Annotated in this window: 12 protein-coding genes and 1 pseudogene; 6 read left to right on the top strand and 7 right to left on the bottom strand. The window is 59.5% G+C overall.

The genetic code is table 11. From position 1 onward, the window contains the following. From WBP53_RS12250 to WBP53_RS12225, 6 genes and pseudogenes are all read right to left on the bottom strand, one after another. Positions 1–833 (bottom strand): annotated as a pseudogene (locus WBP53_RS12250) (hypothetical protein); the annotation flags it as partial. 7 nt (positions 834–840) lie between these two features. Next, positions 841–7,272 (bottom strand): Hpt domain-containing protein, encoded by a 6,432-nt coding sequence (locus WBP53_RS12245; RefSeq protein WP_423929317.1) that lies wholly within the window; start codon positions 7,270–7,272, stop codon positions 841–843. Between the two features lie 250 nt (positions 7,273–7,522). After that, positions 7,523–9,577, bottom strand: a complete 2,055-nt coding sequence (locus WBP53_RS12240; protein ID WP_423929315.1) for a methyl-accepting chemotaxis protein — start codon at positions 9,575–9,577, stop codon at positions 7,523–7,525. A 66-nt stretch (positions 9,578–9,643) separates the two neighbouring features. After that, a complete protein-coding gene (locus WBP53_RS12235) occupies positions 9,644–10,204 on the bottom strand; it encodes a chemotaxis protein CheW (RefSeq protein WP_423929313.1) in 561 nt (186 codons plus the stop codon). 4 nt (positions 10,205–10,208) lie between these two features. Beyond that, a complete protein-coding gene (locus tag WBP53_RS12230; protein WP_423929311.1) occupies positions 10,209–10,574 on the bottom strand; it encodes a response regulator in 366 nt (121 codons plus the stop codon). Between the two features lie 39 nt (positions 10,575–10,613). Then, entirely contained in the window at positions 10,614–10,970 is a 357-nt protein-coding gene (locus WBP53_RS12225) for a response regulator (RefSeq protein ID WP_371282246.1), read from the bottom strand. 362 nt (positions 10,971–11,332) lie between these two features. On the opposite strand from WBP53_RS12225, the gene gshB reads away from it, so the two are divergent. From gshB to WBP53_RS12195, 6 genes are all read left to right on the top strand, one after another. After that, positions 11,333–12,280 carry a glutathione synthase gene (gene gshB, locus WBP53_RS12220; RefSeq protein ID WP_423929309.1) on the top strand — a complete coding sequence of 316 codons (948 nt, stop codon included), beginning with the start codon at positions 11,333–11,335 and terminating at the stop codon, positions 12,278–12,280. Continuing rightward, the gene (locus tag WBP53_RS12215; RefSeq protein ID WP_423929307.1) at positions 12,277–13,140 is read left to right on the top strand and encodes an energy transducer TonB; all 864 of its coding nucleotides are present in this window, start codon (positions 12,277–12,279) and stop codon (positions 13,138–13,140) included. Before gshB ends, WBP53_RS12215 begins: the two co-directional genes overlap by 4 nt. Positions 13,141–13,271: 131 nt before the next feature. Further along, positions 13,272–13,721: a DUF1801 domain-containing protein gene (locus WBP53_RS12210; RefSeq protein WP_423929305.1), complete on the top strand. Its 450-nt coding sequence runs from the start codon at positions 13,272–13,274 to the stop codon at positions 13,719–13,721. 138 nt (positions 13,722–13,859) lie between these two features. After that, on the top strand, positions 13,860–14,423 hold the full coding sequence (locus tag WBP53_RS12205; protein ID WP_423929303.1) for a YqgE/AlgH family protein: 564 nt from the start codon (positions 13,860–13,862) through the stop codon (positions 14,421–14,423). Positions 14,424–14,435: 12 nt separating this feature from the next. Beyond that, the gene (gene ruvX / locus WBP53_RS12200) at positions 14,436–14,894 is read left to right on the top strand and encodes a Holliday junction resolvase RuvX (protein ID WP_423929301.1); all 459 of its coding nucleotides are present in this window, start codon (positions 14,436–14,438) and stop codon (positions 14,892–14,894) included. Beyond that, positions 14,891–15,835: an aspartate carbamoyltransferase catalytic subunit gene (locus tag WBP53_RS12195; protein WP_423929299.1), complete on the top strand. Its 945-nt coding sequence runs from the start codon at positions 14,891–14,893 to the stop codon at positions 15,833–15,835. Before ruvX ends, WBP53_RS12195 begins: the two co-directional genes overlap by 4 nt. A 186-nt stretch (positions 15,836–16,021) precedes the next feature. Here WBP53_RS12195 and WBP53_RS12190 read toward each other — a convergent pair. Next, the coding region (locus tag WBP53_RS12190; RefSeq protein ID WP_423929297.1) for a methyltransferase domain-containing protein at positions 16,022–16,751 on the bottom strand (730 nt) is incomplete at its 5' end.

The raw sequence follows: 16,751 nt of genomic DNA, 5'->3' as shown, positions 1-16,751 counted from the left end.
AAATCATCCAGATCTCCGAATCCAAGTACATCAGCGTCTTCCTCGGAATCGATGTCCACCGAAGGCATTTGCAGGGTTGCGGCGGAATCAAATTCGTCCGGGGGCGTGGTGTCGAGGTCAGCGTCGCTGTCATCGGCTTGGACCATTTCGATTACATTGGTGTCATCGTCGAGATCGAACTCCGAGAGATCAAGCTCGGGCATCGACACGTCTGACTGTGCATCGACAACGACAGCGTCAGAATCCTGCACCCTCGATTCTGCAAGCGCGTCGTCATCTGAATCCGTCTCATTCAGCAATCGGGCGATGTCGGAATAGTCTTCCTCGACTGCGGGTGGTTCATCCGCCACATCAGGAGTTTCGATCTGCGCGCTCACCTCATTCAGTGGCGCTTCGACCGTTGCGGATTCATTCGCTGTCGGCGCGGGCTGGTCAGTAGAATCAACAGTGGGCGCGACTTTGGGTGCGCGCTGCGGGACAGGTTCAGAACCAGCCGGCCTCGGCGGATCTGCATTCTCCTCACCGAGGATCTTCGCAGCCAGATGCCTGGCCCAGCGCGCCTGCTCCCAGCCGGACAACTGGCTTGAAACCTGCGCCTCATTGAAGATCACGTTGTAACGGGCGTCATCGAGCAGGGAGTACACCTCGTCGAGATGTGCCTCGACATCGGCATCCAGATTCACCACTACGACGCTGGCCCCGGATTTCTCCAGTGCCGCGCGGTCAAGCTCGGTCGCCTGTGCTTCGTAGACGATCGGCGTGCCGGACCCTGCGAGTGCATCACGCAGATGCCGCCCCGATTCACCTGCTTGAGAAAGCAGGGCGATCCTCATTTTCGACTCAGGCGTCTGCACGTCTCGACCTCAAGGTTTCCTGGACCTGACGAAGCAGATCGGCCTCCTGGTACGGCTTTCCGAGATAGCGCTCGACGCCGATTTCCAGCGCGCGCTGACGATGCTTCTCGCCAGTACGCGAAGTCACCATGATGATCGGCACGTTCTTCAATCGTGCGTCGTTGCGCATGTAGGTGGCCAGCTCGTAGCCGTCCATGCGCGGCATCTCGATATCCAGCAGCATCAGATCGGGAACACTGTCCTGCAACTTCTCGACGGCATCCAGTCCATCCTTCGCTGTAACGACTTCCATATCTGCACGCTCGAGTACTCGCGTGGTGACCTTGCGCATGGTGATTGAATCATCGACCACCATGATCATGGTCTTGCGCGGCGCTTCCTGAATTTCCGGTATCTGCGCACTTTCTTCGAGTGCAGGGATCTCGCCTGCAGCGACACTTGCACGCATCGAAGCAACACGACGTACCAGCGGGGCCAGATCAAGAATCATGATCACGGAACCGTCGCCCATGATCGTTGCACCAAAAATTCCGGGAACCGAGCTGATCTGCGGGCCGACCGACTTGACCACGATCTCTCGTGAACCGACCACAGCATCAATACGAACGGCGGCACGCTGGTCGCCCGTCCGCGTCATCAGCAGTGGCAGCTGGGTTTCGTCGATTACGCGCCCCTGGGGAACGCCCAGCAATTGCGATAGCTCATAGATCTTGAATTCTTCGCCAGCATAGGTGTAGGTCGGATCACCACTGCCCAAACGTTTTGAATAATCGTCCATTGCAATGCGCACGACGCCCTGAACCGAAGACATCGGCACTGCATACGTGGAATCACCGAGCTTGACCAGGATGGCCTGGGTCACTGCCAGGGTGAACGGAAGACGAATGGTGAAGGTCGTTCCGGTGCCGGGAACCGAATCAATAACCAGCGAACCACCCAGTTGCTTGATTTCACTGTGCACGACGTCCATGCCGACGCCGCGACCGGCCAGCTGTGTGACTTGCTCGGCGGTCGAGAACCCGGCTTCGAGGATGAAGCCATAGAGGTCGCGATCTGACAGGTTCACATCAGGGCTGAGTAACCCCAGAGCGATCGCCTTGCGTCGAATCGCGTCGCGATTCATGCCGCCGCCATCATCACTGATGCGCAATACCACTTCCGTCGATTCGCGCGATACACGAATGGTGACTGCACCATCCAGAGGCTTGTTGGCCGCCAGACGCTTCTCGGGCGATTCGATACCGTGCGCCAATGCGTTGCGCAGCATGTGTTCAAACGGCGCCTTCATCCGCTCGAGCAGATTTCGATCCATCTCACCCTGGGCACCCTCGACCTTGAGCTGGGCGCGCTTGCCCAATTCCTGGGCAGCCTGGCGCACGGTCCGCCGCAAGGACGGCACCATGGAGTCGAACGGCACCATGCGCGTGCGCATGAGACCTTCCTGCAAATCGGAACTGACGCGAGACTGCTGCAGCAGCAGGGTTTCCGATTGACGAGTCAGGTCATCGAGCAGGCCCTGAATGGAAACCAGATCCGAAACCGACTCGCCGAGTGCGCGTGAGTACTGCTGCAACTGCGAGAAACGGTCAAGTTCAAGCGGATCGAATACTGCTTCCACACCGTCATGATGTTCACGCTGGTAGCGCGCGATGATCTGCGCCTCGGTTTCAATTTCCAGCTTGCGCAACTGTTCGCGCAGTCGGCTGACCGTCTGCTCGAACTCGACAAGGTTGAAGCGGAATGTGGATATCTGCTGCTCAAGGCGTGACCGATAGATCGACACTTCGCCAGCGTAGTTGACCAGCGAGTCGAGCAGCTCCGAACGCACGCGGATCATTTCCTGAGGCGCGCGCGGCTCCTCTTCGGGCTCGAGGGTCGGCAATGTACGCGGCGAGGTCTTCGGAAGTTCTGCAGCCACCAACTCCGCTTCGTCCGATCCTGCGTCCGCCATTGGCGCAACCGACTCGGATAGAGTTTCGCCGGCAACCAGGTTTTCCAGCCGCGCAATCATCTGTTCGGGCATGGCGATGGCTTCGCGACGGGAAATGCGCTGCACAAGTCCATGCAGGGCGTCGTAGCTACGCTCAAGTGCCTCTACCGCCGAGATGTCCATCTTTCGATGGCCATCGAAGGTGGCGTCAAGCAGCGATTCCATTGCGTGCGTCAGGTCGCCGATCGGGCCGATTCCGGCCATCCTCGCGCCACCTTTCAAGGTATGCAGGTCGCGTTGCAGGCTGACGATCAATTCCCGATCCTGAGGCGCGTCACGCAGCTGCGCCATGATCGAATCGGAGTGATCGAGGATGTCGTTGCCTTCCTGAACGAAGATGTCCAGCAGATCCTGGTCCATTTCAGGAAGATCGAGCTCTCCTTCCGGTTGCTCGTCCAGCCTCGAAACCTCGACATGCGCTGTAGTTAGCTCCGCAGTCATCTCATCGGACTGTGCCGATGCCAGCGGCTGCTCTGCTTCAGGTTCAATCTCCGAGTCTGCCTCGGGTTCAATCTCCAGGCTGATCGAATCGTCGTCGGCTACTTGCGTGGGATCTTCCTGTTCTCGCGCGTCGACTGCGTCGCCTGACTTGCTGTCATCGGCACGCGTGGATTCGACGTCGGCTTCAGCGACTGGCTCTGCCTTCTCATCTGTTTCGGAGTCATCGACCTCGATCGTCAGCTCGATTGATTCGGCAACGGATTCGTCGATCTCCATGAATTGCTCGTCGAGATCTACTGCCGCCTCGGCGTCATCGCCTTCCGAATCGAATTCCTTGCGTACGGCCTTGTCCGGCAAGTCGGAAAGCGCGCTCGCTGCTTCAACCAGGGCATCGAAATCGGTGTCTTCCGGGAAATGCAGATCTTCTTCGGCTGCATCCACGTTGAGCGTCGTGGAGTCCAGATCCTGCTCGTCAGCCTCATCACTCTCGTCGGCTTCGTCGGTTTCTTCCATGCGCCCGATCAGCGCTTCTGTCAGATCGATTTCTTCGCTATCGATATCACCATCGATATCAACGGTCTCGAATACGAGCTCGTCCAGCTCATCCGCGGCCAGGTCGGCTCCTGCCGCGCCCGCGTCGGAAATCCGTGGCTCATCGTCATCTTCCGCGGAGCCATCTTCATCCTGATGGTAGAGATGCAGCGCGCTTTCCGGCTCGTCCAGGGCATCGCGCAACTCCGTGACGCGAGCCGCCAGATCAGCTGTATCGGGCAACTGACTCGAGCCCTGATCCAGACATTCCATGGTTTCGCGCACGAGCGCGGCCGACCCGCCAAGAACGGCGATTCCGGCACCATCCACCGGCGTCGCGCTCGCGCGCATCCGCTTCAGATAGCCTTCCAGGGGTGCCAGCAAATGAGTCAGCGAATCGATCTCGACCATCGCAATCGCGCCGCTCAAAGTATGCGCGGCACGCAGCAAGGGCTCCGACACCGGCAGGTCCACATACCCCGCCTTGGTCAGGAATTCATCGAACACACCCAAGTGCATCGCTGTTTCGCTCTTGAGGATGTCAAACAGGACGGGGTCGAGTCCTGGCAGCGGACCGGCGACGATTTCGGCCGAATCATCGGTTTCCATCTCTACCGGCGTAGGCAATTCGGAAATAGCCTCGTCGACTGATCCGGCGGGCGCATCTTCCACTGCAACACGTCGCTTGACGATGCGCTTGACCATGCGCTTGACGGTTTGTGCAGCCGCGGGTTTGCTCTGCACCGAGGCCAGTTCGCCTTCGGAGATGCGATCAGCAGCTTCCACGATAGCGGAGACATCCGCCCCGGGCGCGCCTTCGCCGCGAAGTGCTGCCAGCAACTCCGGCAATGCCTTGAGTGCGTGATCGACCAGCGCGATGGCCTGCGCACTTGGCTGAATTGATCGATCCAGCACGCGATTGAGCATGCTCTCGACCTTCCAGCTGAACTCGCCCAATGCCAGGGCACCCACCAGTCGGCCAGAACCCTTGAGCGTGTGGAACGAACGACGAATCGGCTTTACCTGCTCAAGATCATCCGGCTTGGATCGCCACAGCGGCAACTGTGCGCTCAGGTTGTCGATCTCTTCTTGCACCTCTTCGATGAAGACGTCCCTGATCTCGTCATCGATTTCACTGGATGCAGAGATCTGGAAGCTGCCATCGTCGAGCTCGGCAGTGTCGGCAAGTTCCTCTACTTCTTCCTCGATCTCTTCTTCGATTTCGATCCAGCGACTTCCGTCGGGGTCGACGTGGATCGTCTGGTCTTCTGCCACGCCATCGCGATCGTGCGTGGTCTCGGCCAGACGCAAGCCAGCCACGTCCTGCTCCTGAACGATTTCGTTGCCAGCTTCCCCGACAATCAGATCGCTCAAATCGTCGCCAGCAGCAATTTCGACGACAGTGTCCAGTTCATTGGGAGCCTGCACGGCGTCGAATGCCGTGGCAGGGCCGAGATCCAGATCTCCGGTGTCGACGATATCGAGCCCATCTAGATTCAGCTCGCTTCCGTCACCGGAGTCATCCGGTCGCAAGGCGGCACTTTGTCCTAAGGGGAGATGCTCGCCCCAGCTGGGAAAGTCCGATCCGGTGTTTTCCGGATCGCCCTCCACTGGATTGATCTCGCGTGTTTGCGTGTATGAGGTCGTATCCGAAGAACTGCTGCTGTCGTAGGCCAAGGCTGCGGCAATGGCCAAGGCATCTTCTGCTCCGGGTCCAACCGCCTCCGTTGAGGCAGCATTGGAATCTGCTTCGGCTTCGGGTATTGGCCAGTAGCCAAGTGCCTCCAGGCTTTCCCTGGTGACGTCAAGAATCTTGTCGCGGCCGCCTCGCTGTTCGCGGGTCGCCTCAAGGTAGTACTCGATGGACGCCAACGCATCTGCGAGGCTGTCCATTTGCTCAGCCGTGGGCACCCTTCGATGGCGCTGCAGTTCAACCTCGACAAAGTGGACGATACCGCCCATCAATTCTGCCGCGGAGCCAAGATCAAGCATGCGCAACGCACCGGAAATTTCCTCCAGCAGGCGCGGAATCTGCTCGACCCGCTCATGATCCCAGGGCGATTCGATAAATGCGATGACGTCGTGCTTGGCCTGCTGGATATTGACCGCAGCCTCATGCATCAGGGCATCGAGGATCTTGCGAATCTCGGCCTTTGGCAGCTCGATGGCGTCTTCATCGCCTTCTTCGCCCACGGCACCCAGCCGCTCGATGTGATCATCCAGGGACGCTTCCACGTAAAGCAGTGCGCCTGCGACATCGAGCAAAGTGCCCTCGTCGGCTTCGCGCCTGCCGTGCGCCATGTCTTCGATGGTTGAACGCTGTTCGGTTACGACTCGGCGGGGAACGCCCAGTCCAAGCATGCCCAGGGTGTCGCGTACGCGATCGAGAAGATCGATCTGGCCCAGCAGTTCGGCCGGATCGCGCTGCTGCGCGCGCAGAAAGATGTCGAGTGACTCCTTGACACGCAGCAGGTCGTCCTTGATAGCCACCGAAACCGTGTCCAGAAGGGTACGGTTGTGACCGGAAATGGAACTCTTCGCATGCTCAACTTCCTTGTCGGTAGCGAGCAGCGCAGTCAGCGAATAGGCGTTGCTGATTTCGGCAACGCGTTCGCGCTGGCTGCCGGAATGCGCGATGTAGTAAAGGAGACTTTGCAGCAGGTCACGCGGCGGAGCATTCACCAGCCCCTGTTCGCCGACTTCAGCGAAACGGCGTATCTCACGGTCGACACCACCGAAAAGCAGCTTTACCGAGGCGCTCGATTCGAGGCTGCCGTCACTGACCGCGTCGGCAACGCCGGCGGCGATCCAGAACAGGCGGCGGGAATCCTCGCCATGCGATACGTTGCTGCGCAGACGATCAAGCACGTCACGCAAACGTGCTGCGTGTTGCAGCTCGCTGGAATTCTGGAACCACTTGAGCAACGCAGCCTGGAAAGCAAGCCTCAGTCGCAAGGCCTGCGAGCGCAAATCCTTGAGAGTCAGAGGCGTGGCCCTGCCGTTCGCCGATTCAGGCAAGGCAACCGACAGGTCTGGTGAGAACAGTGCCGAGTCGGTCAGCAACTTTTCTCCGCGACAGGCACGCAAATCATTGAGCAGCGGCAACAGGACAATGGGAATGTCCTTGTGCCCGGTCTGAACGCGTTCAAGATAGTCCGGCAACTGGACCATGCCCCGCATCAGCACGGAATAGCCCTCGTCACGCTGCGGCACGGCGTCGGCCAGCAAGGCTTCCGCCAGACGTTCCATCTCTTCGATGACCATCGCGGCGCCATACAGCTCCACCATGCGCAGCGTGCCCTGTGCCTGATGCAGATAGGTGGCACAAAAACGCATGAGGCTGGTGTCTGCGGGATCGTCGACATACGCCTCAAGCGCCTGTCGCGCCTGCTTCAGCGTTTCATCGAGTTCGCCCTTGACCCAGTTGAGCGTGGTGAAATCTTCGTGCAGTTTCATTGGTATCGTTCGCCCTGGCGAAACCAGCCAGCCATCACCTTATCGCACTGCATCTTCCGAAACTCCGACCCGGCTCACACGACCCCCAGCAGCACTGGGCGAGCAGTAAAACAGGCAACTGTCAGTGTTTGGATCAGCCAGGCACTCGGCTGCACGAATCAGTTCAACTGTCGGATCTTTTGCGGCAATGCCGATTGCGGTGTTGGCCGAGTGGTTCTCCTTGATCTGGAATACGTGACTGAACCCGGACTCAGCCCGGCAGCTTGAAGTCGGCGACGGAACGACGAAGGTCGCCGGCCAAATGCGCCAGGTTGCCGATGGACTCAGCAGTCTGGCTGGCACCAACCGACGTCTGCGTGGTGATTTCCTGAATCACGTTCATGGTTGCGGAGATATTCGTTGCGGCAGCCGACTGCTGGCTGGCAGCGGCGGAAATGCTCTGAATGAGGTCAGCAAGATCGTGCGAAACCTTCTCGATCTCACCCAGGGCAAGACCGGCATCCTCGGCCAGACGTGCACCGGCGACCACCTCGGCGGTTGTCTGCTCCATCGAGCTGACCGCTTCGTTGGTATCCGACTGAATCGTCTGCACCAGCGTTTCAATTCGTTTTGTCGCATTCGCCGAACGTTCCGCGAGGCGTTGCACTTCATCGGCAACAACCGCGAAGCCGCGACCCGCCTCACCAGCGGATGCCGCCTGAATAGCTGCGTTCAGCGCGAGAATGTTGGTCTGCTCGGCGATGTCGTTGATCAGTTCGACGATGGATCCAATTTCCTGCGAAGACTCACCAAGACGCTTGATTCGCTTTGATGTCTCCTGGATCTGGTCACGAATCGAATCCATGCCCTGAATGGTCTGTCGCACGATGGCCGCGCCCTTGGCGGCGATCTGCACCGAGCGTTGCGCAACCTCTGCACTCTCGGTCGAATTCTTGGACACCTCATCGATCGATACGGCGATTTCGTTGATGGCGGCGGATGCGGATGTAATCTGCTGCGCCTGATGCTCGGCGGCTTCGGCCAGGTGCATGGCCGTCGCCTGCGTTTCCTGAGCAGCGGCGGACACCTGCACGGCGGTCTCGTTAATCGTTGTAACGAGAGATCGCAGTGCCTCGACCGCGAAGTTGATGGAGTCCGCTATGGCCCCGGTAATGTCTTCGGTAACAGTTGCCTTTACGGTCAAGTCACCTTCAGCCAGCGAGCCCATCTCATCGAGCAGTCGCAGAATGGCTTCCTGATTTCGTTGATTGAGCTCGGCCGACATCTGGTAGCGATTCTGCTGATCGCGGACCAGGGTGATACCGAGCAGGATAACGAGAACAATAGCGGCGGCGGCGGCTATGCCACCCCACAACGGATTCGGAAACATGCGGCTGGTCGACAGATTGTCGATACGCGCGGCGACATTTCGCGCCTTCAGCAGCACGCTCTGGCTATCGGTGAAGATCGCGTCGGCTGCCTGCTTGACCACCTGCAATCCAGTCGAAGCATCGATGATCTTGCCAACAGGTTCGTTGAGCTGCTCCCATTGCTCCGATACGTCGATCAGGATGTCACGCGCATTCGGCTGGTCGATCGGCTTGATGTTGAGTGCAGGCGCGCCTTCGATCAGGCCGGTAAGAACGGATCGATACAGCGCAGCATCACGGTTGAAGCCATCGGCTGCCGACTGGGCGTCTTCACCACCCTGCAGAATCTCCTGAACGCGGCGAATCATGCGATCGGCCAGCAACATCTGACGAGTGGCGATGTAGACCTGACCGGCCCCACCATTGCGCTCGGTGAGAATATTGACGACTTCGTTCATGCGCGAGTTCAGGATCGGCATGGTCGAGGTGAACTCGGAAGAGATTGTCGCGGTATCAAGCACCAGACTCTTGCCATCGAGAATCTTGGTCGCGTTGGTCAACACGGGCGCCCATGCGTTGTTGAGGTCTTTCAGTTCTTTCTCGACACCGGGCTCGGCGTCATACGCCGGCATGCCGACAAAGGGTGATGGCTCCTTGGCATTGCCCTTGTTCAGGTAACCGAGGAAGGAATCGATGTCCTTGGTTGTCTTGGCCAGTTCGTCGAATGCGAGTTCGTTGCCGCCGGCTGCGTTCGCCGCATAGGTGGTCAGGGCTTGCGAGGCCACCTGGATCTCGGTAGTCAGGGAACTGGCTTGTCGATCGTGCGTGCTCTTGATATTGAGGTAAATAAAGTCTGCCGCTGCGAACGCGATGGCAAGGACCAGCAACACGATCAAGATGGTGTTGAGGCTGCCCGTCCGCTCGGAGCCCGAGAGTGCGCTGGAAGTTGTGCTCATCTTTGTTACCTCACCCCTAAGTTGCTCAATCCGGCCAGACACTCGCGGTCTGCAACCAGCTTGATGTTATGCCGATGCCTGCTGGAACTCCGCTGTGCGGACCAGCACTGACATACTGAACAATCCCCACAAGATTTCGCCAAGCTGTACTTTTTCGCCAACGTAGCGACTGTATCGTTCATCTTCCTCACCGAGAGCCTGCGCACGCTGCTCATCGGAAAAACTGCGCTGACCAAGCACTTCGTCAACAAGCAGGCCTACGCTTCCGCCGTGCTGGCGAACGACGAGTACGCGCGTCGAATCGGTCATTACGGTGCGCGCACCTTCAATGTAATTTCGCAAATCGACAACCGCGACGAGGTTGCCGCGAACGTTTGCGACACCGAGCATCCAGGGCTGGGTGCCCGGAACGACGGTCAGGGCCGGAATGGTCAGGATTTCGTTGACTTCCGAAATGCTGCTGACCATGTGGTTGTCGCCAATCCGGAAACCGATGCCGCGCCACAACCCGGGCGCGTCGATCTGCTCGGGGATACCGGCGACGTGCGCAAGGCTGCGTCGCTCGTAGTCGGCGAGGATCTCGAACGGGCCGGAAGGCTGGGTTTCGGCGGAATTGACCATGCTCATCAGATCAACCTGGCAACAACGTGTCGATTCGCTGCAACAAGGCTTTCGCATCGACCGGCTTGGTCAGGAAATCCTTGGCACCCTGGCGCAATCCCCATACACGGTCGGTCTCCATGGTCTTGGTCGTGACGATGAGGATCGGAATGTGTCCGGTGCCCGCATCGCGACTCAGGTCACGGGTCGCCTGGAAACCATTCATGCCCGGCATGATGACGTCCATGATGACCAGGTCCGGGCGCTCGCGCTTGACGCCGACAATGCCTTCTTCAGCACTGGCCGCACTGCTGACACGATGACCAGCCTTCTCCAGCAACGTCGTGAACACGCGAACGTCTGTCGGAGAATCGTCAATGATGAATATGTGCGCCACCGCCTTACCCCTGTGAGTCGAATGGCCAAGCCGAAGAAATTACTTCCAATCTACGTGGCGCCGGATGGCACCCAGTAGCTCCTCGCGCGTGAATGGCTTGGTCAAATATTGTTCGGAACCGACAATTCTCCCGCGCGCCTTGTCAAACAGGCCGTCCTTGGACGACAACATGATGACGGGCGTGCCCTTGAACATCTGGTTGTTCTTGATCAGCGCGCAAGTCTGATAGCCATCCAGTCTCGGCATCATGATGTCGACAAAGATGATCTGTGGCTGCTGGTCGGAAATTTTCGCCAGCGCTTCAAACCCGTCAGTCGCGGTAACGACGTCGCAACCTTCCTTTCGCAGCAAGGTCTCCGCTGTCCGGCGGATGGTTTTGGAGTCATCAATGACCATGACTTTCAGGCCGCTAAAGCTGCCCTGTTTGGTCTCATCCACCTGTTAAGGACCCCCAACCGCTTGTGCTGAATAATTGGACACGCAAGATCCGTGCCTACCAAGATCCAATCTGGAAACAGCCAGCCTGATCTGCTCCGTCCCGGCAACACATCACTCCCGCAGGCTTCTAGATCGGCCCATGCTTCTTAACCAATTCTTAGCTAATCTGTCAAGTTTAGCGTCTAAGTCCCCGTAAATCTTGAGAACCTGTTCGCCCTTCTCTGTGGCCATCGACAGCTGCCACGATCGCCGAGTGTAATATAGCGCGCCCTTTCCGTCGCAAGTGTGCGGAAACCCAAACCGGTTACTGGAGGTGTCACATGGCTCGCAGCCTGGCCGTCCTCATGGATGCCATTGCCGACATCAAGATCGCCAAGGATACGACCTTTGCCCTGCTGCTCGAGGCTCAGCGTCGCGGGCATTCGCTGTTCTACATGGCGCATGGTGATCTTGCGATTCGCGATGGCCGCCCCTGGGCTCGCCTGAGCAGCCTGACCGTGAAGGACGACGCTGGCGGCTGGTATACGCTCGACCAGCCGCAATGGCGCGATCTCGGCGAAATCGACATCGTCCTTGCGCGCAAGGACCCTCCGGTTGATTCCCAATTCATCTACGACACCCAGGTGCTGCAGATGGCCCAGGATTCCGGGGTGCTGGTCGTCAACAACCCGCAAGGCTTGCGCGACGCCAACGAAAAGCTGTTTGCACAGCATTTCCCGCAGTGCTGCGCACCGACTCTTGTTGCTCGCAGCGCCACCGAGCTGAAACGATTCGCCGCCGAGCATGGCAAGATCGTCCTCAAGCCACTGGACGGCATGGGTGGCCGGAGCATTTTCCTCTCTGCGCATGGCGATCCGAATCTGAATGTGATTCTCGAAACCCTGACCGACAACGGCCAGGCGTTTGCGATGGCGCAGAAATTCATCCCCGAGATCAGTGCCGGCGACAAGCGCATTCTGATGGTCGATGGCGAGCCGATTCCCTACGCCCTTGCACGTATCCCGCAAGGCGACGAGTTCCGCGGCAACCTGGCCGCGGGAGGCAGAGGCGTTGGCGTTCCGCTATCCGATCGCGATCGCTGGATCGCTGCCGAAGTGGGTCCCGAGCTAAAGCGCCGCGGCATGTTGTTCGTTGGACTGGACGTGATTGGCGACTGGCTGACCGAAGTCAACGTCACATCGCCAACATGCCTGCGCGAACTTGACGCACAATTCGGTCTCAACATCGCAGCCCAACTGTTTGACGTCATCGAATCCCGAATCGCGTGAACCCGAATCCCGACAACCGCCCCGCCGATCGACTCGGCGTGACCTTCCTGTTCTCGCTGATAGCCCATGCAGTACTGATTCTGGGCATCACGTTCAGTATCGCCGAGTCGGCACCCTCGCTGCCTTCGCTGGACGTGATCCTGGTTCAGTCCGCCAGCGGCGAAGCGCCGGAAAAGGCGGATTTCCTGGCTCAGGCCAGCAACAGTGGCGGCGGCGATTCCGACAAGGCCAAGCGCCCGACGGATCCGCTTTCCAGCCCGATCCCGAAACCGATCGCCGGCATTACGCCACGCCCCACCGAGACCGGGGCACCCCGCCCAACCGACCCGACCCAGGCCGAAATGCTGACCACGCGCAGCGCGGATCGTAGTGTCGAAACGTCCAGCGAAACGCCCGACCGGCCAGACCTCAAGGCGCCAAGCGAACGCGAAATCATCGAGCGAAAGCTGGAAATGGCCCGCCTGGCCCAGGAGATCCAGCGCGAGACCGAGCAGTACGCCAAGCGACCCAAGCGGAAATACATTTCGGCCAACACCAAGGAATATGAGTACGCCAGCTACATGGCGGCCTGGGTGGCCCGCATCGAGCGCATCGGCAACCTGAACTATCCGGATGAGGCGCGTCGTCAGGATCTCCATGGCCAGCTGGTTCTGACCGTCGGACTCAATCGCGACGGTAGCGTGAAGAGCATCGACATCATCCAGCCGAGCGGGCACAAGGTCCTCGACGATGCCGCCATTCGCATCGTCAATCTCGCCACGCCATTCAACCCCTTGCCCAAGAAGGGTGACGTTGTCGACGAGCTCTACATAACCCGAACCTGGCAATTCCTCGAAGGCAATATCCTGCGCAACCGCTGATCCGCGGATTTGCGCGCCAGCCGGGTCGGTGCGAGGATCGTCGAATCCCGAATGCATTCGCGCAATCAAGCGCAGTTCATCCGGGACCTGACCTTCCCCATCACGGCAATTTGGCCCACAAGGATCAGCTCTTGGTCTCGAGCAAGGCCACCACTGTCGAGCACTATCTCGATGAACTTCCGCCCGAACGGCGCGACGTTGTTGCGAGTGTGCGCAACCTGATCAACTCCCACCTCCCTGCCGGCTATGTGGAGGAAATGAGTTGCGGGATGATCGGCTGGGTGATCCCCCTGTCGCGCTTCCCGGTCACCTACAACAAGCAGCCGCTGAGCTATGTCGCGCTTGCTGCCCAGAAGACCAACTACGCGATCTATCTGATGTGTTCGTACATGAATCCGCACAGCGACCAGGCCTTGAGGACGGCCTATGCCACAGCCGGACGCAAGCTCGACATGGGCAAGAGTTGCCTGCGATTCAAGCGACGCGAAGACCTGCTCGATGAGGCAATCGCCAGTCTGGTGGGCTCGACTCCGGTTGACGAGACAATCCGGCTGTATGAGGCGGCACGCAGAAAACCCTGAAAAATCAGACCGCAGCCGAGCTGCGCTGCCTGAACGATCGCTCCGATCATTCGGCGTTTTCCGGACCACCACGCCCATAACCCGCATTGCGCGCCGTTGCCGAGCATCTCGTCGCCGGCACGCCGTACAATGGCGATCATGCCTGATTCCTCATCCCTCTCGAACCAGCTTCTGATCGCCATGCCAAGCCTGCGCGATCCGAATTTTTCGCGTGGGGTCGCCCTGATTTGCCAACACGGCGAAGATGGCGCAATGGGCATCATGATCAACCGGCTTTCCGATTACCGCCTGGGCGACGTGCTTGCGCAGATGAACCTGCGTTCGGACCTGCCTGACGTGATCGACTCTCCAGTCCTCATTGGCGGACCCGTGCAGCCTGAGCGTGGATTCGTCCTGCACACCCCTCACGGTGAATGGGATTCCTCGTTCCGCATCTCCGACCTGATCAGCGTCACCACTTCACGCGACATCCTTGCTGCAATCGCCGCCGGCCATGGTCCCGAAGAAGCCATCGTTGCCCTCGGTTATTCCGGCTGGAGCGCGGGTCAGATCGAACACGAACTTCGTGAAAATGCCTGGCTGACTGCACCTGTCGACAACAGCATCCTTTTCAGCACACCGCTGGACGAACGCTGGCAGGCTTCGGCGGCACTGGTGGGCGTCAACCTTGAACAAATTTCGCCGTATGCCGGCAATGCATGATGCGTGTACGCCATGAGCCTTGCTGATGCGGCCGGCTACCTTCTCGGCTTCGATGTCGGCACCAAGATGATTGGCGTTGCCATCGGCCACCCGTTGACCGGAACGGCGCGGGCACTGGCCACGATCAAGGTGGCCCATGGGAAGGCCGACTGGAATGTGCTCGACGTCCTGGTCCGCGAATGGCAGCCGGTGGCCATGGTGATCGGCTTGCCTCTGGCGCTGGATGGCAGCGAGCAGGAGATGACCGGAGTTGCCCGCACGTTCGGCAAACGGATCGCTGCGCGCTATGCCGTGCCGGTACATGAATCCGACGAGCGGTTCACCTCGAAGGAGGCCGCGCGTCGTTTTGCCAGCCAGCGCGCGCAAGGCACGGCCAAGCGCAAGCACGGCGCCGATATCGATGCGCTGGCGGCACAGATCATCCTTGAATCCTGGCTCGCCTTGCCGGGCAATAGCGGAACATCGACATGAGTGGATTGCAGTTGGACTCCAACGGGCGCCTGCGCCACCTGATCACGCTGGAGGGATTGGATCGCAAGCACATCGAGGCCCTGCTCGATCGGGCCACCGAACTGCGTGATGCATTTGCCGACAGCGGCGGCGGGCCACAACTTCTGTCTGGCCGCACGATCATAAACCTGTTTTTCGAAGCGTCGACGCGCACTCGCACCAGCTTCGAGCTTGCGGCGCGGCGGTTGGGCGCAACCGTGCTCAACTTCGAGATATCCAGTTCCTCGACAAACAAGGGCGAAACACTGGAAGACACCTTGTCTACCCTGGAAGCCATGCAGGCCGATGCGTTTGTCGTGCGTCACCGCGAGAACGGCACTCCGGCACGCCTGGCCAGACACTCAAGACGTGCGGTAATTCTCAATGCGGGAGATGGCAACAACGCCCACCCGACCCAGGGACTGCTGGATGCACTGACCATTCGTGACCGGCACGCAGATTTCAGTCGGCTGAAAGTGACCCTGTGTGGCGACATTCGACATTCCCGGGTCGCACGTTCCGACTTGCACGTGCTCACTGCATTGGGAGCTGGCGAGATTCGACTGAGTGGTCCCGCCGCACTGATGCCTGCATCGGACGAATTCCCGAACTGTCATATCGTTGAAAATTTCGATGATGCAGTCGCAGGCAGCGATGTGGTGATCATGCTGCGTCTGCAACGCGAGCGCATGGCAGAAGCCCTGGTCAACGATGAAGCGGACTACTTCCGGCGATACGGCCTGACCACGGAACGCTTGCGTCGAGCTGCAGCCGACGCACTGGTCATGCACCCGGGACCGATGAACCGCGGCATCGAGATTGCGGCGGACGTCGCCGACGGACCCCAATCCGTCATCCTTGACCAGGTGTCCAATGGCATCCCGGTGCGCATGGCAGCAATGGCCAGCCTGCTCGAAGCCTGAAGGTGCTTCCTGCGAGAATCTCGTGGGTAGCGCGGGCTGTAATTGCTGTCCCCACGTTTCCGCTTCGTTGCTGGCTTCAGTGACGATGTTTTTTACTGGCTGACGCAGAGCGGGAGAAGGAGAGCTGCAGCCACTCTCAATAGCCGAATGGCTGCTCAAGCCGCTTCCGGCATTGCGAGAACAGATTCAACGCCAGTCGTCGCGAACCACATACCAGCGGCGACTCGACCATCCCGGTCCCGCTGCACCATCGTCCATCGCTGCCAGCAATCGGGATCCGGGAAACTGCGGAAGAAGCGCCAGTAGCGCCTGCTCATCAAGGCCATGCATCTCGAAAACGGCGCGGCGCCTCCAGAGGATGCGCCTCAGAGGGTTCAACCAACGATTCGGGATCAAGGCGTACAGACGACCGCGCCAGGTCGTATCGGGTCCCGTGACAAACTGGAAGGCAGCAACTCCACCCGGTCGGAGAATGCGCAGGAATTCCTCCACATAGCCCTTGGCCAGCTGCGCCGGGATGTGCTGCAAGGTCATGCATGAATACACGAGATCGACGCTTGAATCGTCGATGCAGGCGAGCGTCGGTGAATGATTCTCGACGAAACGGAGATTGGCCAGATCCGAATTCAGGGATCGCGCCTTCTCGATCATGCTGGCCGAAACATCGATGCCGCAGACTTCGTCGAAGTGCCCGGCGAGGGCACGCGAGAGTCGGCCCGCACCACAACCGAAATCCACCGCTCGCTGCCTGCTGGTCGGCAACTGGTGGCTGCCCAGCCAGGCCAGCTGGGCGTCGACTTCGAGTTGACCGGTAGCGAGGAATTCCTCCACATCCCAGCGGCCGCCGCGCTTGTCTGCACGGGACAGCACAGCCCACAACGGGTCTTCCCGGCCAAGCACGGCCCAGACCCTGCGC

The sequence above is a fragment of the Dokdonella sp. genome (assembly GCF_049593775.1).
Lineage (GTDB): Bacteria > Pseudomonadota > Gammaproteobacteria > Xanthomonadales > Rhodanobacteraceae > Dokdonella.
This window is presented reverse-complemented; position numbering and strand designations above follow the sequence as displayed.